Annotated in this window: 17 protein-coding genes and 5 pseudogenes; 16 read left to right on the top strand and 6 right to left on the bottom strand. The window is 48.0% G+C overall.

What is annotated here, in order from left to right:
- Nucleotides 1–134: 134 nt before the first annotated feature.
- Together OB236_RS14570 and OB236_RS14565 are read left to right on the top strand one after the other, a co-directional pair.
- Complete coding sequence (locus OB236_RS14570) at nucleotides 135–1973, top strand: cache domain-containing sensor histidine kinase (RefSeq protein ID WP_262684657.1); 1839 nt, start codon at nucleotides 135–137, stop codon at nucleotides 1971–1973.
- Entirely contained in the window at nucleotides 1970–3523 is a 1554-nt protein-coding gene (locus OB236_RS14565) for a response regulator transcription factor (protein ID WP_262684655.1), read from the top strand. The genes OB236_RS14570 and OB236_RS14565 overlap by 4 nt, the downstream gene beginning before the upstream one ends.
- On the opposite strand, the pseudogene OB236_RS14560 reads toward OB236_RS14565, so the two are convergent.
- A pseudogene (locus OB236_RS14560) lies at nucleotides 3505–3684 on the bottom strand (transposase); the annotation flags it as partial. The gene OB236_RS14565 and the pseudogene OB236_RS14560 overlap by 19 nt on opposite strands.
- A 322-nt stretch (nucleotides 3685–4006) precedes the next feature.
- On the opposite strand from OB236_RS14560, the gene OB236_RS14555 reads away from it, so the two are divergent.
- The 6 genes from OB236_RS14555 to OB236_RS14530 all read left to right on the top strand — a co-directional run bounded on the left by OB236_RS14555 (nucleotide 4007) and on the right by OB236_RS14530 (nucleotide 13351).
- On the top strand, nucleotides 4007–5794 hold the full coding sequence (locus tag OB236_RS14555; RefSeq protein ID WP_262684654.1) for a sensor histidine kinase: 1788 nt from the start codon (nucleotides 4007–4009) through the stop codon (nucleotides 5792–5794).
- Between the two features lie 17 nt (nucleotides 5795–5811).
- Complete coding sequence (locus OB236_RS14550; protein ID WP_262684653.1) at nucleotides 5812–6867, top strand: response regulator transcription factor; 1056 nt, start codon at nucleotides 5812–5814, stop codon at nucleotides 6865–6867.
- Nucleotides 6868–7072: 205 nt separating this feature from the next.
- Complete coding sequence (locus OB236_RS14545) at nucleotides 7073–8038, top strand: ABC transporter permease (RefSeq protein WP_317259350.1); 966 nt, start codon at nucleotides 7073–7075, stop codon at nucleotides 8036–8038.
- 23 nt (nucleotides 8039–8061) lie between these two features.
- A complete protein-coding gene (locus tag OB236_RS14540) occupies nucleotides 8062–8931 on the top strand; it encodes a carbohydrate ABC transporter permease (protein WP_262684652.1) in 870 nt (289 codons plus the stop codon).
- A 38-nt stretch (nucleotides 8932–8969) separates the two neighbouring features.
- The gene (locus OB236_RS14535) at nucleotides 8970–10529 is read left to right on the top strand and encodes an extracellular solute-binding protein (RefSeq protein WP_262684651.1); all 1560 of its coding nucleotides are present in this window, start codon (nucleotides 8970–8972) and stop codon (nucleotides 10527–10529) included.
- Between the two features lie 89 nt (nucleotides 10530–10618).
- Entirely contained in the window at nucleotides 10619–13351 is a 2733-nt protein-coding gene (locus tag OB236_RS14530; protein ID WP_262684650.1) for an MGH1-like glycoside hydrolase domain-containing protein, read from the top strand.
- 271 nt (nucleotides 13352–13622) lie between these two features.
- Here OB236_RS14530 and OB236_RS14525 read toward each other — a convergent pair.
- Nucleotides 13623–13847, bottom strand: a pseudogene (locus OB236_RS14525) (IS3 family transposase); the annotation flags it as partial.
- 59 nt (nucleotides 13848–13906) lie between these two features.
- Here OB236_RS14525 and OB236_RS40095 point away from each other — a divergent pair.
- Together OB236_RS40095 and OB236_RS40090 are read left to right on the top strand one after the other, a co-directional pair.
- A complete protein-coding gene (locus OB236_RS40095; RefSeq protein ID WP_408638475.1) occupies nucleotides 13907–13999 on the top strand; it encodes a hypothetical protein in 93 nt (30 codons plus the stop codon).
- A gap of 99 nt (nucleotides 14000–14098) precedes the next feature.
- Nucleotides 14099–14191, top strand: a complete 93-nt coding sequence (locus OB236_RS40090) for an Hpt domain-containing protein (protein WP_408638474.1) — start codon at nucleotides 14099–14101, stop codon at nucleotides 14189–14191.
- 233 nt (nucleotides 14192–14424) lie between these two features.
- Here the strand turns inward: OB236_RS40090 and OB236_RS14520 are convergent, their stop codons facing one another.
- The gene (locus tag OB236_RS14520) at nucleotides 14425–15318 is read right to left on the bottom strand and encodes a ketopantoate reductase family protein (protein WP_262684647.1); all 894 of its coding nucleotides are present in this window, start codon (nucleotides 15316–15318) and stop codon (nucleotides 14425–14427) included.
- 163 nt (nucleotides 15319–15481) lie between these two features.
- Here OB236_RS14520 and OB236_RS14515 point away from each other — a divergent pair, with 163 nt between their 5' ends.
- Nucleotides 15482–16075 carry a TetR/AcrR family transcriptional regulator gene (locus OB236_RS14515; RefSeq protein ID WP_262684646.1) on the top strand — a complete coding sequence of 198 codons (594 nt, stop codon included), beginning with the start codon at nucleotides 15482–15484 and terminating at the stop codon, nucleotides 16073–16075.
- A gap of 303 nt (nucleotides 16076–16378) precedes the next feature.
- Nucleotides 16379–16583 (top strand): annotated as a pseudogene (locus tag OB236_RS14510) (His/Gly/Thr/Pro-type tRNA ligase C-terminal domain-containing protein); the annotation flags it as partial.
- Between the two features lie 41 nt (nucleotides 16584–16624).
- On the opposite strand, the pseudogene OB236_RS14505 reads toward OB236_RS14510, so the two are convergent.
- Both OB236_RS14505 and OB236_RS14500 read right to left on the bottom strand, forming a co-directional pair.
- Nucleotides 16625–16885, bottom strand: a pseudogene (locus OB236_RS14505) (MerR family transcriptional regulator); the annotation flags it as partial.
- A gap of 552 nt (nucleotides 16886–17437) precedes the next feature.
- Nucleotides 17438–18328: an alpha/beta fold hydrolase gene (locus OB236_RS14500; RefSeq protein WP_262684645.1), complete on the bottom strand. Its 891-nt coding sequence runs from the start codon at nucleotides 18326–18328 to the stop codon at nucleotides 17438–17440.
- Between the two features lie 344 nt (nucleotides 18329–18672).
- Here OB236_RS14500 and OB236_RS14495 point away from each other — a divergent pair, with 344 nt between their 5' ends.
- Nucleotides 18673–19260 (top strand): nuclear transport factor 2 family protein, encoded by a 588-nt coding sequence (locus OB236_RS14495; protein WP_262684644.1) that lies wholly within the window; start codon nucleotides 18673–18675, stop codon nucleotides 19258–19260.
- Nucleotides 19261–19278: 18 nt separating this feature from the next.
- Nucleotides 19279–19706, top strand: a pseudogene (locus OB236_RS14490) (SRPBCC family protein).
- Between the two features lie 79 nt (nucleotides 19707–19785).
- Here the strand turns inward: OB236_RS14490 and OB236_RS14485 are convergent.
- Entirely contained in the window at nucleotides 19786–20202 is a 417-nt protein-coding gene (locus tag OB236_RS14485) for a VOC family protein (protein ID WP_007729208.1), read from the bottom strand.
- A gap of 388 nt (nucleotides 20203–20590) precedes the next feature.
- Here OB236_RS14485 and OB236_RS14480 point away from each other — a divergent pair, with 388 nt between their 5' ends.
- Both OB236_RS14480 and OB236_RS14475 read left to right on the top strand, forming a co-directional pair.
- Entirely contained in the window at nucleotides 20591–20752 is a 162-nt protein-coding gene (locus OB236_RS14480; protein WP_262684643.1) for a hypothetical protein, read from the top strand.
- Between the two features lie 36 nt (nucleotides 20753–20788).
- Entirely contained in the window at nucleotides 20789–21367 is a 579-nt protein-coding gene (locus tag OB236_RS14475; RefSeq protein ID WP_262684642.1) for a penicillin-binding protein 2, read from the top strand.
- The last annotated feature ends 217 nt before the right edge of the window (nucleotides 21368–21584 follow it).

Raw genomic sequence — 21584 nt, 5'->3', positions numbered from 1 at the left:
ACAGCGATCACCGTTATTATGAAGCTTATAAATAATACGAGTAGACCGGACCGGAACGAGACACGCTTCTTTTCTACGTAGACAGGTAAAATGAAAACCTTGTTTGCTTGGGAGGAAGCGTTTTATAATACAATATGAAATTCAAGGGGGGGAGCCGACTGCATCCGACAAACTGGCCGGGGTATATAGCCGGAAAAATAAAGGGCAGCTTCAAGATCAAACTGATCGTGCTGCTCTCGTGTATGGTAACACTTGCCTTTGCCTTGGCAGGCTGGATGGTTTACCGGTCAAATATCCAGCTAATGGAGGATGAAATCAGCAAGCAATTCTCCATCGCCAACGAACAGGCTTTGGCCAGACTGGAGATGTCCTTCCAAGAAATCAACCGGGTATCCCAATCCATTATCCTGAATCCGTCCATCGAACTGTTTCTCAGGCAGAACATCGTTCCCGTAAGCGATTCCTACACCCAATTCAAGAACCGCAAGTATGTGGAAGAGCAGTTGAATATGCTGCTGGTGGATGCGCCGTCCATCCGTTCTGTTTTCCTGTACAATGAGAACGGGGAAATGACGGTTCTTTCCAAAACCGGTGCGTCGGGAGAGCCGGGAACAGATGACTTGAACAGGTTGATGGAAAAGCTTAAGCCCCATCGGGGGAATATGGTCTGGGGCCGGGCTGAGGCGGCCAGCACCATTGATCAGGACGGCCGCAGAACGGTTCTGGTTGCTGCCAGACGGATGCTCAATGAGAAGCTGATCCCGTACGGCACCATGGTGATGGTGATGGAGGAAAGCCTGGTTTCCAAGGTGCTGCGGGATCTTACGGAGAACGGCAGCGGCAAGGTGCTACTGCTGGAGCCTATGGGCGGTATGCTCTATTCCAATACCGACCAGAGCGAGATGGAACAACTCTTGCAACTGACAGAGGCAAATTATCCCCGTTATGTCAAAATGAATGGCATCACCTATCTGTTTGTCCGCCACGAGCTGATTCCTGCAGGCTTCACCCTATACGGAGGGGCTTCTTTGCAGGAGATACAGAGGAAAAACAAAGACATCATCCAGGTATTGGCATTTGCCGGAATCGGCGTGATCCTGCTCAGTGCACTGCTTATTACGATTTCCACCCGGACGCTCCTGACTCCTCTGGCCCATCTGATGCAGGGACTGCGTACGCTGCGTTCCGGTGATTTCACGGTCCGTGTTAGAGTGGATTCCGGCGATGAGCTGGGCTACATCGGAGACAGCTTCAACAGCATGGCGGAGCAAGTGAGTGAGCTGATCAATAAGGTATATTTGGCCCAGATCAACCAGAGGGAATCGGAGCTGAAGGCCATCCAGGCACAGCTGAACCCCCATTATCTGCACAACCTGTTCAATGAGCTATATTGGAAGCTGTACAGCAACGACCAGGAGGAGGCAGCGCTTCTGATCAACGCCATCTCGGAGATGTTGAAGTATTCCCTTAAATCTGTCCAGACTAGTACGACTCTTGGCGAAGAGCTGCATCAGATCCGCAATTACATCAAGATCCAGACAGAGCTGTTCACCGGCGAGATTGAATCCATTATCCAAGCTGAGGAGTCCCTGCTGAATCTGCGGATGATGAGATCCCTCTTGCTGCCGGTGGTGGAAAATGTTTTTGTGCATGCTTTCCGTGATATGGAGAAAGACCGGGTGCTGCGGATTAAAGCGTTCCTGTTCAATGAGGCGCTGCATATCGAGGTGGCTGACAACGGATGTGGCATGGATAAAGAAACTCTGAGATCCTTGACAGAGGCGGAGGCTGTACTGCCGGACGGCAATAAGACGGGAATCGGCTACAATAGTGTGCTGCGGCGCATTCAGCTGGTATACGGACCCGCATATGGAGTCGAAATTACCAGCAGTAAAGGGAAAGGAACGGTTGTTCACATGACACTTCCTATTAAATACGGGACACTGGAGAGTCATGAGGAGGGGAACGGATGAAGGGCAAGCTGTTTATTGCAGAGGATCAACCCAACTTCCGCAAGGGGCTGCTGAAGCTGGCGGGGAAGCGGTCCGCCGAGTGGGTGGTGACGGGGGAAGCGGCCAATGGCCGGGACGCCTTGTTAATGATGGAGAAATGTGTCCCGGATCTCTTGCTGACTGATATCCGGATGCCTCATATAGATGGTCTGCAGCTGGCAGAAGAAATCAGAAGCCGCGGCTGGCTGACGAAGATTGTGATTGTTACCGGATTCAAGGACTTTTCATATGCCCAGTCCGCCGTCAAGTTCGGGATACTGGACTTTATCACGAAGCCTTGTGTGGAAACGGATATATTAAGCGTACTCGATCGGATTTATGTGCAGCTGATTGAAGAAAGCCAGTCTCAGCTCTTGGTGGAGGGCTGGAAGCGCGAGCATGAAGACAGCGAGCTGCGCTCGGCTATGATGGGCATGCCCTGCAGCGGCGAAGAGGTGGAGGCTCTGCTGAAGCGGATGAAGCAATGCGAGCTGCATTTTCTCCGTATTCCTACTTATTTCCCCCCGGAGAAGCATTATTCTGCCCAGGATGTGCCGCTTTTGCAGTTTGCTTTCGCCAATATTGCCGGGGAGCACTTAAATAAATGGTTTCCCGGCGGCTTTCACCTGTTTCCCTTGAACGCATCGGTGTGGGCTTTATTGGTGGACCAGAGTGCTTCCCGGCAGGATACCTCCCCCTCATGGCTGCAGATACTTACCGATTCGGTCTATCATTATCTAAGGCTGGCTCTTGAATGCAGCGGACAAGGGCTATGCGCCAGCACGGAGGAGTTGCGCCAGGGCTACAGACGGTATTGCGGGGAAGGGGACAGGGACCACGGTTCTGCCAATGAATCACTGCTCAACCAGACGGCGCTTTACGAGAAGGAGAAGGAAATTGTAACCTGGCTTATGTCGGAGGATAACAGCCGGCTGAGCCGGGAGCTTCAGGAGCAAGCCGTCCGGATCAGCCATTTGCCCCCCCAAACCGCCAAGATCGAAGCGCTGCTGCTGGCTGCTGCCATTCTCCGGCTGGTGCAGGTCCAGTTTCCCGAATGGCAAATGGCCGTGCGCCCCATAGAGTGGGATTCGGTTTACAAATATGCGGTGTCGGGGGATATTGCAGCATGGCTGCAGGGATACATCCATGAATTCCTGCAGTCCCACAATAACTGGCTTGCCAGCAAGAATGATAACCCGGTCAAGCAGGCCACCCGGTTTATTGAAGAATCATACATGGGGGTATGCAGTTTAGCCGAGGTGGCGGCCTATGTCCATCTCAACCCCAGCTATTTCAGCAATCTGTTTAAAAAGGAAACCGGTGAAAGTGTAACCGGCTATATCCAGAACCTGCGCGTACAGAAAGCGAAGCTTCTGCTGAAAAGCACAGATATGAAAATATTCGAAATTTCCGAGGCCACCGGCTTCAACGACTCCAATTATTTCACGCATATGTTCAACAAAATAGCGGGAGTCTCCCCCAAAGAATACCGCAAGCAGATGGCCGGCCAGTGCAAAAGCCTGCGCATTTGAAACATGAGAGAAGAACTCAGCAAAATGGCGATCAACTGCCCGTATACATGACATTCAAAGCGTTCAGTTTTGATCGGCTTGCACCGGTCAATAAGGAAGATGGATTTCCACGTTTTAAATAAAATCTCGATTTGCCAGCGTAGGGAATACAGGTCATGGACATGTAGATATTGATGGCACTTAAATGCTTTGCTAAGTTACCCGTTGAATGGATAGTTTGTATTCAGCGCTTTATTCAAACGTATGTCTCTGATGAACAGGACTGCGGAAATAGTTATCTATACTCAAGAAATAATGCCGTGCCCAGAGGAGCTTCAGTTTTGGGGACGGTTATTTGTTGATGAGATCGGGATGTCCGAATTGTACCCGATTGACTGGAAGCAATCGATTTCTGTAAACAAATTCCTTCCCTCCTGAACCTTTTCATGCTAATTTAGATAATACATTGTATGACACACGGGAAGAGGAGTGTGGGGTAATTTTGTGAAAGCGCAATCAATCAAAACAAAACTTGTTCTTCTCATTCTTTTCTTTTTATGTGTTCCACTGCTTGCGTTCGGTACCTTGTGGTACGACAAAGCTACGGAGAGCATTGAACATAATGCGATCAGCTACAGTGAACAGCTCATGGGTCAAATCAACTCGCAGCTGGACGGATACTTTACGGATCTCGAGAAGATAACCTATCCGCTGCTGCTGCATCCGCAAATTCAATCTTTCATGAAGCTGACAACGGAAGACGAGGATCAGTACGACCGGTTTCTGATCAGCAAAAAAATATCGGATGAGCTGTTTCCAAGCATTACTTTTGGGCGCCCCGATATTTACGGATTGTCTATTGTGTCCAAAAACGGAATCGCCACGGCCAGCTACAGTGCCTCAGCCGGTAAAAAAAGCTATGAGCAGTATAAGGATGCTCTGCTAGGGGAACGCAACTATCGCATCGTCGGTAACCAATACTTGGACTCGACTCCCGTGCTGACGATCGCGCGCAGATTTTTGGATACGGTCTCTTATCAATCGAGCGGAATGTTAATCATTTATGTGAGGCTCAATGAAATTATTAAAATATGCGAAAAAATAAAGCTGGGGGAAACCGGATTCGTATGGATCATGGATGAGGAAGGGCAAGTTATATACCATCCGCAGCGGGACAAATGGGGGAAATCGGCGCTCACACCCGAACTTAGCCAAAAGCTGCAAAGTCAGAGCGGCTACTATGTAGAAAAAGTGAAGCAGGACAACCGGCTCATTATTTATGAACGCTCAGAAATGACCGGATGGACGCTAATATCAGAAGTATCGCTGAAGGAATTAAACGGGGAAATGATCAGCTTAAGGAATATTACCGTATGGATCGGTCTTCTGCTGGTCAGTCTTGCTTTATTTCTGATCGGAGGCTTTTCCTTTCATTTGACACGATCTTTGACCCATCTGCAGCGGCTTATGCGCCGGGCTGAAGAGGGGGATTTAAGCGTTAAGGCTCCTGGATCGAGGAACGATGAGCTGGGGGATTTAAACAGAGGCTTTAATCGAATGGTCGGGGAGATCGGCCGTCTTCTCGAAGAGGTACAGACCTCCCGGATAAAGGAGCAGGAGATGGAAATTCGCCAGCGTGAATCGGCCTTACAGGTCATGCAATCGCAGATTAATCCGCATTTTCTTTACAATACGCTTGAGATTATAAATTCTTATGCCATTATCGAGGATGTTCAGCCGATCAGTCGGATGGCGACTTCGCTGGCTGATATATTCCGCTACAGCGTTGGCAATCCGGGGCAAGCAGTGACGCTGCTGGACGAAATCCGTTACATTCGAACCTATCTGAACATCCAACAGGAGCGCTTTAATATTTTGCAGGTCGATATTAGTACGGATGAAGGGTTGATACCCAAAGTAGATGCGGTGCGTTTGATGATTCAGCCTTTGGTAGAAAATGCGTTTAAGCACGGTTATCAGGCGCATAAGCAAAAACCAACCTACATTGGCATTACCGGTGTTCAACAGGATGGCGACTATATCCTGCGGATAGAGGACCGGGGGCAAGGCATGAACAGCCAGCTTATGGAACGCTATAATGCGGCATTTGCAGCCAACGATCCTAAGGAGCTTCCGCAAAGCGGTAATGTTAGCGGTAGTTTCAATACTATCGGTCTCTGGAACGTACATCAGCGCATTAGAATTAACTACGGACAGCCTTACGGACTGTTCATCTCCAAATCGGATTCGTCGGGAACCATTATCGAAATGCGGTTGAAGTCAGCAGTCTGAGAAGAGGGCGGTGTCTTATGTATAACGTATTAATAGTGGATGATGAAGTGATGATTAAGCGCAGCTTGACCAAACTGATTAACGGAAGTCGGCATGGATTTCAAGTAGGCGGAGAGGCGGATGACGGCAGCGAGGCGCTGGCGCTATGGGAGCGTCTGAAGCCTGACCTTATTATTACCGATATCAGCATGCCTGTCATGGATGGGCTGGAGCTTATAGAGGAGATCAGGAGCCGGGGGCAGGAAACGGAAATCGTGATAATATCCGGTTATGATGATTTTGGATATGCACAGCAAGCTATGCGCTATGGGATTATGGATTATGTGCTGAAGCCGCTAAGGCAGGAACAGTTGGAGGACCTTCTGGAGAAATCAGCAATCCGATTGGCCAGTAAGGGAAGAAGCAGACAGGAGCGGGGCAGGAGGCTGTGGGAATGTCGCGGTACGGCCGCCTTAGTGGCGGAGAATCTCTGGATGATTAGGCAACCGGAAGCCATAGGATTATTGACCGATTATTGTCATAAGCTAATGGAAAGAGGATTAACCTTGGCTGCGTGCAGGGAGCAGTTGGAGGATACGCTCGCTTTGGCGGAAACGGAGCTTATAGTTCAAAGTGGCAGCAAACTGACCGAGCTTCCAAAGCCTCTATTAGCTGCCTCCGGAGCCTTGGATGATTTGCTACTGCGGGCGGAAGAACTTACAGCTGCCTATGTGGAGCAAATACGTCAGATGCGAAACTGGGGACAGCATCACGTCATCCAGAAGGCCATGGAATATATCGATACTCATTATACCAACGAACTTTTGTCCCTTTCACATGCGGCTAATGAAGCGGGTATGTCCGAATCCTATTTCAGCAGGTGCTTCAAGGATGAGCTCGGGATGAGCTTCATTGATTACACAATCAAGCTTCGTATGGAGAAAGCCAAGGAACTGCTGCAGGCTCCTGACAGTAAAACGTATGAGGTGGCTCATGCTGTAGGTTACAGCGACTATCCGCATTTCTCCAAGTCGTTTAAAAAATACAGTGGCCTCTCCCCAAATGAATATAAGAAACGGTTGAACTCCAGATGATCGGGCTGCAGCTTGCGGTTATTAAGTGAGCCTGTAATCGGAAGGCAGCCGAGTGGTTGATAATCGGGGGTATGCAGTAAGTAAGACGTGGCAGGTAATGCACGTCTTTTTGTTTGGTCAAAAAAGCACAACACGCCGCCGATTAACACATGGTAAATCAAAATGATAGCGATTACAATAAAGCTGTGAAAGGGGAAGGAGAGAGATGATGGAATTAAGAGGCAAAGGCACCGTACCGCAGCGAACAATCTCCATTCCGGCCGCAGCCGTCAAGCGAACGCCTTATTTGTTAAAGCACTGGCAGATCTATACGATGGTGCTGCCGGGATTGATTTTTTTTATTGTATTCAAATATATTCCGCTTGCCGGGGTCGTTATTGCATTTCAGGATTATAACGTGTTCAACGGCATATTCGGCAGCAAATTTGTGGGATTCAAGCATTTTTACAATCTATTCACGTATCCCGAATTTTTGCGCGTCTTAAAGAACACGGTATTGATCAGCGTTTATCAGATTGTATTGGGGTTTCCGGCTCCAATTGCTTTGGCGATGCTGATGAACGAAGTACGGCGCATGTTTTTTAAACGCACGGTCCAGACCATTTTGTACCTGCCCCATTTCCTGTCATGGGTCATAGTAGGAGGGCTAGTCATTAACTTCCTGTCCCCAAGCTCGGGTATGGTCAACGATATACTTAGATGGCTGGGTAAGGAGCCTGTGTTTTTTATGCAGGAGCCGGGCTACTTCCGTTCCATCGTTGTCGTCTCTGGAATATGGAAGGAAGTCGGTTGGGGGACGATCATCTACCTTGCAGCTTTGGCGGGCATCAACCCGGAGCTGTATGAAGCCGCCGAAGTGGATGGAGCGGGAAAGCTGAAGCAAGCGTTCAGTATTACACTGCCTTCTCTGCTGCCGACGATCATGGTGCTGCTGCTGCTGCGTATCGGGAACGTGCTCGACCTCGGCTTTGAGCAGATCTATATGCTGCTCAACCCTCTTGTGACGGAAACCGGCGAGATCATAGACACCTACATTTACCGGATCGGTCTTCTGGGCGGGCAATACGGATATACGACGGCTATTGGATTGTTCAAATCGCTTATCGGCGTCATTCTGGTCGTTGGAGCCAACCAATTAAGCAAAAAAGCGACGGGCAATTCGATTTACTGAGTGCAGAAAGGAGAGCGGTTGCTTTGATCAGGGAAAATGCTTCACGACGTGCTTTTATGTATAGCAATTATTTCTTTTTGACCGTTACCGGGCTAGTTATGCTGCTGCCTTTTCTACATATTTTTGCAGGTTCTCTTAGTAGCGGCAGCGCCATTTCCCAAGGGCGGGTCAGTGTTATTCCCGTTGAATGGACCTGGATCAATTATGAGGCTGTTCTCCAGAATGCGGCGATATGGAAATCGTTCGGTGTAACGGTATTCCTGACCGTGGCCGGGACCTTATTCAACCTGTTATTTACCTCATTAATGGCCTATGGATTATCCAAAAATGAGTTGAAAGGTCGATCCTTGATCCTGATGTTGATTGTGTTCACGATGATTTTTCAAGTGCCGTTAATTCCCGGGTATTTGCTGATTAAATCTTTGGGGCTGCTGAACTCTCTGTGGGCTCTCATTATTCCCGGGACGATCAGCGCATTTAATCTGATTATTATGGTATCCTTTTTCCGTGAAATTCCCGAGGGGCTTGTCGATGCTGCGCGTATTGACGGATGTGGAGAATACCGTACCTGGTGGAGTATCATATTACCGCTATCGCTTCCCTCCATGAGTACTATAGGGCTGTTCTATGCGGTGGGTCACTGGAACGGCTACTTCAACGCAATCATGTATATTCGTGATCCGTCGCTATTTCCGCTCCAGGTCAAGCTTCGCCAGCTGCTGGTGGATAGTGACACGGAAGCGCTGATGCAAAGCGTGAATGTAACGCTTCAGTCGATGGAAGGCATCAAGATGGCAACGATTATGGTCGCAACTCTTCCCATTCTGTTGGTTTACCCGCTGATCCAGAAGCACTTTATTAAAGGCGCTATGCTGGGCTCGGTGAAGGGTTAACATAATTTCAATAAACAAGTAAAGGAGAAGGGTCCAAAATGAGAAAAAAAATAACGCTTTTAGCATTATCCGCAGCTTTGGCTGCCGGAACCTTGGCCGGTTGTTCTTCCAACGCGGGTACGAAGGGCCAAGCCGATTCACAGGGAAAAACCGATAACAAGCCGGTCAAGCTAAAGATCGGCATAGGTACGGAGGGGCTCCAATATATCGAGGGTTCACCGAATATCAACGACGACAAGTATGTGAAAAAGCTGCGTGAAATTTCCAAAACCGATGTGACGTTGGATTTGATCCCGCACCGCGAGTTCGATCAGAAGCTGACGCTGCTGTTTGCCGGAGGGGAGCTGCCGGATCTACTGCAAACGCACGGCATCAACAAACCGGAGGTGGCTCCTGCGGTCGATACCGGTGTCTTGATTCCGCTGAATGAACTGATCGACAAGTACGGACCCAACTTGAAAAAGAATATTCCGAAGGAATCATGGGATTTTGCAGCGGTAAGCAAGGATGGCAAAATTTACGGCATACCAACCGTTAATGCAACACCTAATGGCACCGTTATGATGGTCCGTAAGGACTGGCTGGATAAACTCGGCATGAAGCCACCGAAAACGGTGGATGAGTACATCGAAATGTTGAAAGCGTTTAAAGACAAGGATCCTAACGGCAACGGTAAGGCGGATGAGATTCCATACTCCGGGAGGGAAAAGCTAGCGTTCACCGAAGCATTCTTTGGTGCTTACGATGTGATTCCAGCTGATTGGAAATTCGAAAACGGCCAACTGATTCCGAATATGATCCGACCTGCAATGAAAGAAGCTTTAACGGCTCACCGGAAGCTGTATGAGCAAAAACTGTTGGACAATGAAGTCTTCGTGCAAAAAGCAAAGGATTGGGATGCCAAAATCAAGGGTCAAGGCATTGTCGGTTTATGGTCGCACGGCCCAAGACTTGCAGATAAGTGGGCGGCTGAGGTGAAGACAGGCACACCTTCTTCCCAATTGGAAATTATCCCGGCACCGGTCGGTCCCGATGGCAAAGGCGGTTTAAGTATCACCTCTGCGGTTGGTGGCAGCGTTTGGGTGATTCCAAAGACTACGAAAAATCCGGAAAATGCGATTAAATTCCTGGATTGGTTCTACTCCGATGAGGCTCAGAAATTCCTTACCTATGGTACGGAGGGTGAAGATTACACGGTTGACGGCGGTAAGATCAAGTACAAATATCCGGAGAAGCAGGAGGATATATATAGAGAAGAGATGCATTTGGTCTGGCTTCGTATGGTAGGGCCTTCACATTTAAGCGATGCCGAATTTATGAAAAACCGTCCATCCGGCGACCTCGTGCTGCGGGCAATGGACGTAGCAGCGAAGGAAGGCCGTAAAAATGACGGCTTGGGTATGCCGGCGCTACCGACTTTGCAGGCTCGTCCTGAGCTTGCCAGAGACGGACTATGGTTGGAGCTTGCCGCAAAAATTATTACAGGCAAGGAAGCCCCAGAAGCGTTCGACAAATTCGTTGAGGATTGGAAAAAACGTGGTGGAGATCAGGTCATTAAAGAAGCAACGGACTGGTACAAAAGCACTCAGAAGAAGTGAAAATCAGATACTATAGAAATAAGAGGCTGTATCTCCCGTAATAACGTTGCGGTTGAACAGCCTCTATTCTCTTGTGAGGAGTGTAGCAATTGGAGCCAATAGAGTATTTAGCAGGAACACATGATTTGAAGCAACTCCCTTTATGGGGACCCTATACGAAAAAATATATCGGAATCTCCCATATAGCCGATGCGCAAAAAGGGCTGCGTTTCGATCTTAGCGTGTTCCCCGGATTTTATCGCAGAAAAGTCGATGTGCCAAACACGATGTGGGAGTCGGGCTATCACCCATGGGAAGCATCGCCCGATTTGAGCTGGTTCACGCACCGCCATGAGCTAGAGTGGAAGGATCAAGTGTATACGGATATTTCCTATGCCGAATTGTCTGAGCATGCACGGCTGGTGCGGTGTGAATTCGTTAACCGGACGGACGCCGAGCAAAACGTCGTGCTGCATTACATGGCCTCCTTGCATTTCCCGCAGGTGCGGGGCCATGGAGATCTGCTGCGAACATGTAGGGTGGAACTTCCGGAGCGGGCCTTGTGGACGGACGCGCTGGATTATGAAGTCTTGTCATTCGCAGATCCCTCCCCGAGAGATACTCTCGTATACGACGGCTTTTATCGCGGTGAAGAGAGAGGGCAAGGCCTGGTGGAGGGCTCAGCACTTCGCTTCGGACGGGAGGTCGGGGACCGAGTATCGTACAGCTATGAGCTGCCCGATCCGATGGAGCATGCTGTGCTCCTGCTGCGCTGCAGACTGCTGGAAGGGGAAAAGTTGCTGTTGGGGATTAGCGGAGCAGCGGATGCATCGCTCTCGCTGTTGGAGCTTAGCGGTACCGGGGAGCCGAGAGAAGTCAGCATGAGTCTGGGGCCGCTGCCTGCGGGACGGCACGAAATCGTCTTCACCTCCATGGAACGGGATGTTGAATGTGCCAAGATTTCTGCGGTGCTGGACGGGTTTGTTATCACGGAACGGCACCTGCTTGATCAGGTGCGGTTTGTGCCGGAGGAAGCAAATGCGCATCCGTTAATGATTCAGGGGCCGGTTCCGAACAGCTTGCTGCTGAAATACGATGGCATCGTCGGTTATTACGGATTGCTCTGGACTTATGATGATTATGAGGTTAGAGAATTCCATTGCGATGAGTTGGACCGGTTTATGCGTCACAATGTGCATCATCATGTGAATTCAGTATTTAAGGGTGAGGGAGACGGTCATTTTACGAATGTATATCTGAGACCCATTCCTCTGCCTGCCCAGTCGAGTACCATCACTCATGGAATGGTTTGCTCCGGAAGTAAAGAATCAGTTGAAAGGCAGCTTGCTTCTTTTCATACCGATGCGGAGCAGTGTGAGACCGTCTTTGCTGCAGTGAAGCGGGCATCAGAAGCGAAGATGAAGCCGTTTAATCCGTCGGGTGAGCCGTACCGCTTCAGTCAGCAGCTGATGGAAGCGACTTTGGCGATGAATGTCGTCTATCCAGTATATACGAAGCGGACCTATATCCGTCATAACACTCCTGGACGCTGGTGGGACAGCTTATACACATGGGACTCTGGCTTCATAGGGATTGGATTGGCGGAGCTCGATATAAAGCGATCGGTGGAATGCCTGAACGCTTACGTTACCGAACCCGGGGATTCTCATGCGGCTTTTATTCATCATGGCAGTATGGTTCCTGTGCAGCATTACTTGTTTCTGGAGATTTGGAATAAAACCGGATCGAGAGAGTTGATGGACTATTTTTATCCGCGGCTTCGGCAGTATTATTTATTTTATGCGGGCAAGCTGGGGAGCTCGACGACAAGGACGCTGTCCTCAAATTTGCTGAAGACGTGGGATTATTTCTACAACTCCGGCGGCTGGGATGATTATCCCCCGCAGGTTGAGGTTCATCGCAGTGGGATGACGTCTGAAACGGCACCCGTCTCCACCACCTGTCATGCCATCAGAATCGCCAAGATAATGAAAATGGTGGCGGCTGCCATAGGCGGTCTGGAAGTGGATATTGCAGGGTATGAGGAAGACATAAACGTATTCAGCAGTGCGGTTCAGGACAACGCCTGGGATGAGCAAAGCGGCTATTTCGGTTATGTCATCCATGATGCTCAGGGCCGTCCGAACGGCTTGCTCCGCCATGAGAGCGGGCAGAATTATAATATGGGACTCGACGGAGCATACCCGCTTGTCGCCGGGATTTGCACACCCGAGCAGGAACGACGTTTACTCGGTTACATAACCGACCCTACTCGGTTGAGTACAGCGATCGGCCTGTCCACTGTCGATCAGAAAGCCGCCTATTATAAGAAGGATGGGTATTGGAATGGAGCCGTATGGATGGCCCATCAGTGGTTTTATTGGAAAATGCTGCTCAGTCTCGGCTGCGGCGATCAGGCACACGTTATCGCGCGCACAGCATTGGAGCTGTGGAAAAAGGAAACCGAACAGACCTATAACTGTTATGAGCATTTCATTGTGGAGTCGGGAAGAGGAGCCGGTTGGCATCACTTCGGAGGACTATCGGCACCTGTGCTCAGCTGGTTTGCCGCTTATCACAAACCCGGAACAGTCAACTGCGGCTATGATGTTTGGCAGGTGCGCACGGAGTTCTCCGGAGACAACACGGAGCTTTCGGTTGAACTGCTTTATTACGGAGAGCAAGATCATTCGCATACGCTTCTTGTATGCATGAAGGCCGGGCATACCTACCAGATCACATGGAATGGTCGACCTCTGGAGGCTGGAACGATGGATGACGGCCTGCTGGATATCCGGCTTCCCGGAGAAAACAGGGGAATACTGACCGTCAGTCCTGCTTGATAATGTGTTTATACAAGAATGATAGTCTGGTAATACGAAACTTCCCGAGAATTGGCGGATGTATTGTAAGTGTGGATGCAACGCCTGCCACTGGGGGTCATCTGTTGCAAGAGTAATCAGGGCACCCGATCCATGGGAAATACCATAACATTTTTCAAGGATATTGTAGATCAAAAAAGGAGATATTTTAATAATCAAATAAATCTGCATAAAGGAAAAACCTTGATCGTGCCTTGGTCATACCCCCGTCAAGTAGACAATTGAAAAAAAGCTATGCAGCCAACGCGTGCCGATACTCAATCGGTGCGCGTTGTTTGAGTTTAGATTGAAACCGTTGATAGTTATAATAATAAATATAGTCCTCTACGGCTTGATGAATCTCCGATTCTGACTTACACTGTTGAAGATACAACTTCTCTGTTTTGAGATGCGAAAAGAAGGATTCGATGCAAGCGTTATCCAGGCAGGTTGCTTTGCGAGAGTGGCTGCCTTTGATGCTGAACGCTATATCGTCGATTTGCGCTACCTGAGCTTCCATTTTCCGGGAAATCTCGTATCGTTGTTGTTAATCCTGAGCAGGAAAGCGTCGGAGTTATCGTCGATGCTGTAGAAAGGGTTGTCACCTTCCCAGAAATGAATTGGGTATAGCGAGGGAGGACTTGTCACTCTGCTTCAGCTCCAGTTACTTCTGATTCTGGATGAGGTGGATGAGCAGCTACAGGTCTCCGTTCTTCTCCAACACCAACAATGATATTCCGGGCAGCACACACTCTTAAGGGCTCAGCAGCAGCCATGGGGTTTGAACAACTAAAAACCCTTACCATTATGTACGACGACTAACCATATAAAATAAACTAAATGATAAATTAAAAATAAGGATGAATATGTTCATCCTTATTTTTATCAAAGCAATAGCTTTCATGATTATCCTCCTCTTAAATTGAACATACGTTGATTTTTCAACTGCCGCTGTTTGTTAACTTGGCCAAATCCTTGGTATTATCCGTTAATTGCTTTCCCACTGGGGAGGTAATATCAATCCTTTGCCGTCCTTTATGGAGCTTATGGTGATGTCATCGCCGGGCGGATATCATTTTATGAAACATCTCATCCAATAACATTATTTCTGCTTTTTGGCTGATAGCATGGTTCCCAAGCTTTACATCAATTATGAAGTCATTGCTCAGCATCTGGCGGTAACGGGAAATAATATCGTTGTCAGGCAATTCTCCCATTGCCTTCGTTTCGGGTGGGATTACCGGAATTCCGGCTTGCTCTACCAAGTGAATGTTTTGTTTAATATCTGCGGCGATCTTGCTTAGAGTGCTTACACTTCTTGCCGTCTCAATATCCACCATTCCGTCATTTGTATAGAAATGCTTGTTGACAATAGCCAACGCAGTATGCGATATATGGAATGCTTGAATGTCTTTTTGGATTTCATAATGCAAATCCACCGATTCAAATATTTGGGCAAGCTCTTTCACTCTTTCGGTCGTCAGTCCATTTATTTCACCAAAAATGGTTCCATGATGTTTTTCGGAACCGAATTGGGCGTATAGAACATCTTCTTTGATGTCTCCACCGGCGCCCGGGAATCCCGGAAGTAAGCGATCGCCCACGATTTCAAGCCAAGAGTCATATCCAATGGTGTTGGTAAAGGTGACGATGGTCTTGCTTCGATTATGCTTGATCGCAGACAGGGCGGATTCGGCCTGATCATATCGCACTGGAACAAAGATAAAATCATAAATGTCGTCGTTATCAAGCTTTTCTATCGTGTTGATCGATATTTGCTTTATCGATCCATTATCGTGGTATTTCAGACCGTCCCTTTTCAGCGCCTCCAGTCTCTTTCCTCGTGCCAGTATAGTGACGTCCAGTCCCGACTGTGCTAATCGGAGTGCATATACACTGCCAATCACGCCGGCGCCAAATATTAAAAGTCTATGTGGTTTGGTGTTCAATATGATCCTTCCTTTCATAGAATTAGTCACAGATTGTTTAAGCAACACCTGTTTGATAAGATAATAATAATATCGCATGCTTATGATTTCAACCGGCAGAGTTAGATGAAAGTTGCATAGGCAACACATTGTGATAATTGATGTTTAACAAGGAGATATAGAAATGGTAAATCAGGAAGATCCGAGGGTGTTGCGCACACGACAGTTAATTAGAGCAGCGTTCAGAGATTTGTTGCGGAGAAAAGGATTTGATGCAATCACCATCAAAGATATCGCTCAGAAAGCAACCATTAACCGCGCCACCTTTTATGCCCATTTTGAAGATAAATATGCTTTGCTTGACGAAGTCACAGAACAGGCTTTTCATGAAATGATTCCTGAGCAAGTGGCGAATGCACAGGAGTTTACGGATGAAATATGTGACCAGTTGATCTTGTTGACGCACCAATACATCGTGGATTTTTATCGGATCTGCAGAATGGATTCCAATTCGATGGCTACGCTTGTCGATGAAAAAATAAAGAAAATGCTGCAGCAAACCATAGAGAACATTTTTCTGAAAGGGGATACCCACCATGGGGCGGACAGGCATCATATAAAAATCACGGCGGTCATGACAGGTTCAGCGATCTATGGCGCTGCACATTATTGGTTAAATGTCGAGGAGAAAGATCGAACCGATGTGCTTGTAGACATTGTTCATCCCTATGTAATGAACGGTCTGGGGTTGTATCGCAATGGCGATGAATACAGATGAAAAACGAGACTGGTCAGATAGGAACGATAGTGTACCATAAGTTACTCACCTCTCTTTGTTTGCATAGTTGCCCGACACATTCATGATACCAAACGAAGAAGGTGCTTTTTGTCAAGAGAAGTAAATAGATTGATTCACGACCATCGGAGGCCACTGAAAAAGTCCCATTTGTTGAGAGCAACAGAATTTCCAAAGAAATACGAGCCTCTAGAATCGCTTCTAAGGCTCGTTTCGCGTTCAGGGAGACATATTTGTACCCCTAAAATCATTGCTGAAGAAGAAGGGACTTGGGCAATCCATGTCTATGCGAGGGAAAACGAGATCGGTACGCCGTTCTGCATCACGTATGATTTCGAGTCGGAAGCCGACAGTCCGCGAACGTGACTCGATGGAGCAAACGCGCATACCGATCGCTGATTTCAAGGCATATCGGACAACGCATAAAGTTTTAACTCTTAGAAGAGGTCAATTAGACGTCTCAGCATTTGACAATAGTGAGGTGATTTAACAAAGATGTCTTTAAGCAGACAATATGCATCATCCTCAGTCTCAGAGTTGCTGTATTCCGAGTCGCCGAACGAATCGCTTGTATGCATTCTTGTTTACAGGTATCGATTTCTTTATCCCAGGTAACGGTTTCCTTTCGATCTCCTTTTTCTTGTCGCGAATCCAATCTATAATCTGCAGATTGGTGCTCTTATTGGTTTCGCAGTCCTGCAAAGCTTCCTTCAGTTCGGCCAGCAAACAGCCGATGGACTGGAACTTCTTGATCAGCCTCAACCGCTCGACAGCCTCTTCCGAATAGTTGCGGTAATTGTTGCTTTCTTAAAATCAGATGCAAGAAGGTGCAGCTTGACGGTGACTAGTGGTTGCTTCTAGAACAAGCACTGTTCACAATGTAGAGCAAGCGTCCGGACAACGTCCTTTGAAGGAGCTTCGGCAGCCCTTCACGGGTATGGTCGAATTGAAACGTTCCTCTGTACGGTTTACCGCGCTCTAAAAAGGCTTGTCCATGGCCCTCTCCTTTAGAAATGTCTAGCCCGAATACAGGATTCATCCCATCTCTCCTCGATATAAATTTACCGGTAGCCCCTATGGGTTCTTCTTGTTGCTCCATAGCATCGCTTGTTATACGGGATTGCGTCCCAACCAGTCTCAATCATGGTAATGACAAGTAGGGGTAGAACATTATAGCGCTCTGATCAAGTCTCACGGGCAAGTACGTTCGACCCGGCTATCTTTAATCCTCAACCTAAATAAAAAAGGATCAACCAGTAAGTTCTGGCTGATCTCATAATACGAACGGGAAGAATAGCTTATTTCCCGGGCAAAAAACCTCAAGCATATTTACGCTTGAGTGAATCAATCCCGACTTGCATCGTAAATCTTCTGTGCCAAATAAGCCGGTCTTGTACGTGTATCCGTAAAGTGGTCCCCATCGCCAACGATCAGGCGGAACAGACCCAGTCGTATTGACATGTGGGGATTCCAACCGTAGCCTTCCCCTTGAGGCAATACATTATCTTGGTAGAAATATACATAGCTTTTGGGGGTTTGTAGCGCGTAGAACGTTTTAAGATCCAGTTTCTCGAAAAGCGGTTTAGCCGGCTCCGGAGCTACACTTGTATAAAAAAGTTTAGCATCCTCGGTGGTGGCCGTATTTACGAACAAAACTCGAAACAAATCAAACGGAAGCATGATTGTGTCGTCATTCGACATGGCTCTAAGCTGTTCAAAACCGTTTCTTGTTTGAGACGGTAACTCATCAACAACCGATTCTCCGTCTTTTAATACGAACGCATCCCAGAAGACCAAACGTTTAATACGATCAGGTACCTGTTCAGCAACTTTTTGGATGACTGTTCCACCAAAGCTGTGCCCAACGAGAATAAAATCGAACAAGTTCAGGTGTCTAATATAATCAACGACTGATTTTGTAATCATTGCATGAGTGACATTTTTATTTGGATCAGTTCCATGGCCTGCGTATTCTGGAGTGTAGACTATGTTCCCTTGACTACGCAGTACCGCAGCTACGCCATCCCAAAAGTGAGCATCAGCCCAGGAACCATGCACGAGGACAAAAGTAAGCCGTTGAGAATGCCGAAAACTTCCTTCTGATTCTATGGGATAATGCCACCCAAACCATCCTGATTCGGAATAAGGGTTATAATATTGACCCTGCGGTACAGACCGGTAATAAGGATTTGGAATTTGATTATTCCCGGAATGATAAGGAAACACGAGCAACATCCTCTCAGTAACGATATAATTGAGCGTATGCCTAAGGCTTCGAAAAGATACACTCTTTCTCATGTTTTGGAATGGGAATAAAATTAAGTTTGAAACCATTGAACAAGCTTTGGAAAGAATAAAAAGCGAGGATTAAACTCTAACGGGATACATTTGTTCAATAAACACCAATGGGAGGCTGCCAGCACAAAAGGTAGCCTTTCGCTCAGCTATACCAGCTAATAGCTTGTCAAGATTCCCAGTAAAGTGAATCTAAATCATATGGTATAGTTATAATAAGCATGCCAAATAACCCTCCAAGTCATCAATATTTTGGAAGGTTATACCAGTACTATGATGTTAAGTTGAACGGAAAGGATATATTTAAGTGGTCCTCCAAGCAGATCGCGGAAACGTTGATGATGTCGCCGGCAGCGGTGAACAGCGCCTTGCAAAGAGCCCGAGAGACGATGGACCGGGCGCAGCTTCGCTCGGATGAGCTCAGCAGCATGGACGTTCAACCGGAGCAGCAGCTGCTGTCCCAGTATGTGGAGGCCTTCGAGCAATTCGATATTGCTGCGCTCGTCGCGTTGTTCCACGAGGAAGGCTGCATGTCGATGCCGCCCTTCGAAATGTGGATCCGCGGCAAGGAAGATTTGTCCGCCTTCTATTCGCTTACTCGCTGGCATTGCGAAGGTTCGCGATTTGTGCCCATTACGGTGAATGGCGGTTATCCAGCGTTGGCCCAGTATATGCCGGGCAAAGAGGGCTCTGGCCTGGTACCCTGGGGCATCCACGTCATCGAAACCAAAGAAAATCAAATCCTGCACGTTCAAAACTTCATTCATACGCCATTATTTTCGGATTTGGGCTGCCTGAGCGAATTGACCAATGAATTTCGTCATTGGCTTACGTCTATATCATTGAGAATAACCAAACGACGAATATCATGAGAGAGGTGTCTATTTAAAATGGAAACGAGTCAACCGACGAAAGTAACCGTGCAAGCCGTCATTCAAGCCCCTGTCGAGAAGGTATGGCGCTATTGGACCGAGCCGGATCACATCACGAAGTGGAATCAAGCGTCCGAGGACTGGCATGCGCCGAGAGCCGAAAACGATCTGCGGGTCGGCGGCAAGTTTCTGACACGGATGGAAGCGAAGGATGGCAGCATGGCCTTTGATTTTGGCGGCGTCTACGATGTCGTGAATCGGCATGAGGCGATCGGCTACACCATGGAGGACGGAAGAAGAGTGGATATTGCTTTCGTCGATCAAGGGAATGAGACGAAGGTCATTGAAACGTTCGACGCGGAAAGCTCCAATCCCGTCGAGTTCCAGCAAGCAGGCTCTCGCAAGCGATCATGGACAATTTCAAGGCCTATACCGAACAAAACTAATCATCGCGAAGAAAACGCCGGGGAAGATGCCCGGCGTCTTTCTTTTTGAACCCTAGTACGAGCGTGCTCTCCGTTAGCCTTAACCTTGTGCCGCATCCATGTTCATGTAGTTAATGGCCCACAGATGGCCGTCCAAGTCCACGAAGCCCCAATGATACATGAACCCATGATCTTCAGGTTCAGCGTGCAATTTCCCGCCCAAGGAGACCGCGGTATTCACGATTTCATCGACCTTTTCCCGGCTCTCGAAGGCCAATGCGATCGTCATCTGCGCATACTTGCTCGTATCGACGGATTCCTTCTCCGTGAGCGTATTAAAGAATGCTTGATTGATCAGCATGACCTGCAGGTTGTCGCCGATCACGATGGCTACCGAATTCTCGTTCTCGGGGAATTGCGGGTTGAGCTCGAATCCGAGTCCGGTGAAGAACGCTTTCGATTGTTCTACGTTTTTTACAGGCAGGTTGAAGCTCGTGAATGCGGACGTTAATGCCATTTTCAAAACACCTCTTCGTCAAATTAGTTTGTGTTCATTTATGCCTTCGTTTATATAGACGACAGCCGATCCGGGAATTCATCGGTCTCATGGATTCGGAAGCGTAAATTTTGAAAAATAACTTGGTATTGAGTTCGGATACCCGCCATTCCCGTAAGGTTGCTTATTCTTATTGTGCAGGGATAAAGATTGAACCTCTCTAAAAAGGAATTCGTCTGAATATATGACAATTAAAGGGTGGGTATCGAGTGACGGAATGAGGAACGGTATGGAAATTAATGATAAAACCGAAGTACGAAAGAAAAAGTTCGAAACCTTCACCATTTCAGTATTAGGTTAAATGTCTTTTTCATGCTTACATTTCTGTCTCTAGGAACGCCAGACAAGCATGATCACGAAGGGCGTATCCATCCCGCCCATCCGCGGCAATATTTACGATTCGGCGGGACAGCAGATCGCATATTCGATCTCAACTCAGTCCCTATACTTTACTTTCAAAACAGGTTTTAAGCAAGAAGCGGCGGAGGCGCTGGCTGCAAAACTCGTGTAGCTGTTTAACGAAAAAGGCGAAGCGAATTCCAAGCCGTTGACGACTGAGGAAGTTATAGAGGCTATGGACATCAAAGGCAGAACGCATCTGCCATTCCAACAACGACGGATCAAATCGGGACTGTCAAAAGAAGAGATCGCCTATCTTAGCGAGCACCGCGACGAGTATCCGGACATGGAGATCGTGGAGGAGCGCATCCGCCAGTACAGCCCCGACCGGGTCGCAGTTCAATTGGTCGGCTATATGAACAAGATGAAGGGAGCCAAGGAGAATCTGGACTTTTACAAAGAAATCAACGCGGATCAATCGGATCCCACGCTTAAGTATTTGGATTCCGAGGAGGTCGGCTACGACGGCATCGAGTTGATGTATCAGAAGGAGATGTGGGGGCTTAACGGTTATAAATCCTATCAAATCGACAGCATGAGCCGGATCGTCGGCGACATGAAGCTGACCAAGCCGGTCAAGGGGCAGAATCTGTATCTAACGATTAATCGCAAGGTGCAGCTCACCGCGCTTCAAGCCATTCTCGATCAGATCGCGACAACCCGGTTAATTACACAGCCTGCCGGCGAGATCCTGCAGGCTGTTCAGCTCCCTCGATATGATAAGTGATACTCACTCTAGCTCATGAATTCGCAGGATTTCACCTTTAGTTTAATTGAGAGATAGGAGAAACAGAGGAGGCGGTAGCTAGTTGAATCTTAAAAGGCATACGGGAACAGAGGTGGATGCGAACTCACCCAGTTTATTCCATATTATGCACGTGGTATCAACCTTCCGAGGAATGGCATGCGCCAAGAGCGGAGAACGATTTGCGGGTCGGTGGCGA

The sequence above is a fragment of the Paenibacillus baimaensis genome (assembly GCF_025567575.1).
This window is presented reverse-complemented; position numbering and strand designations above follow the sequence as displayed.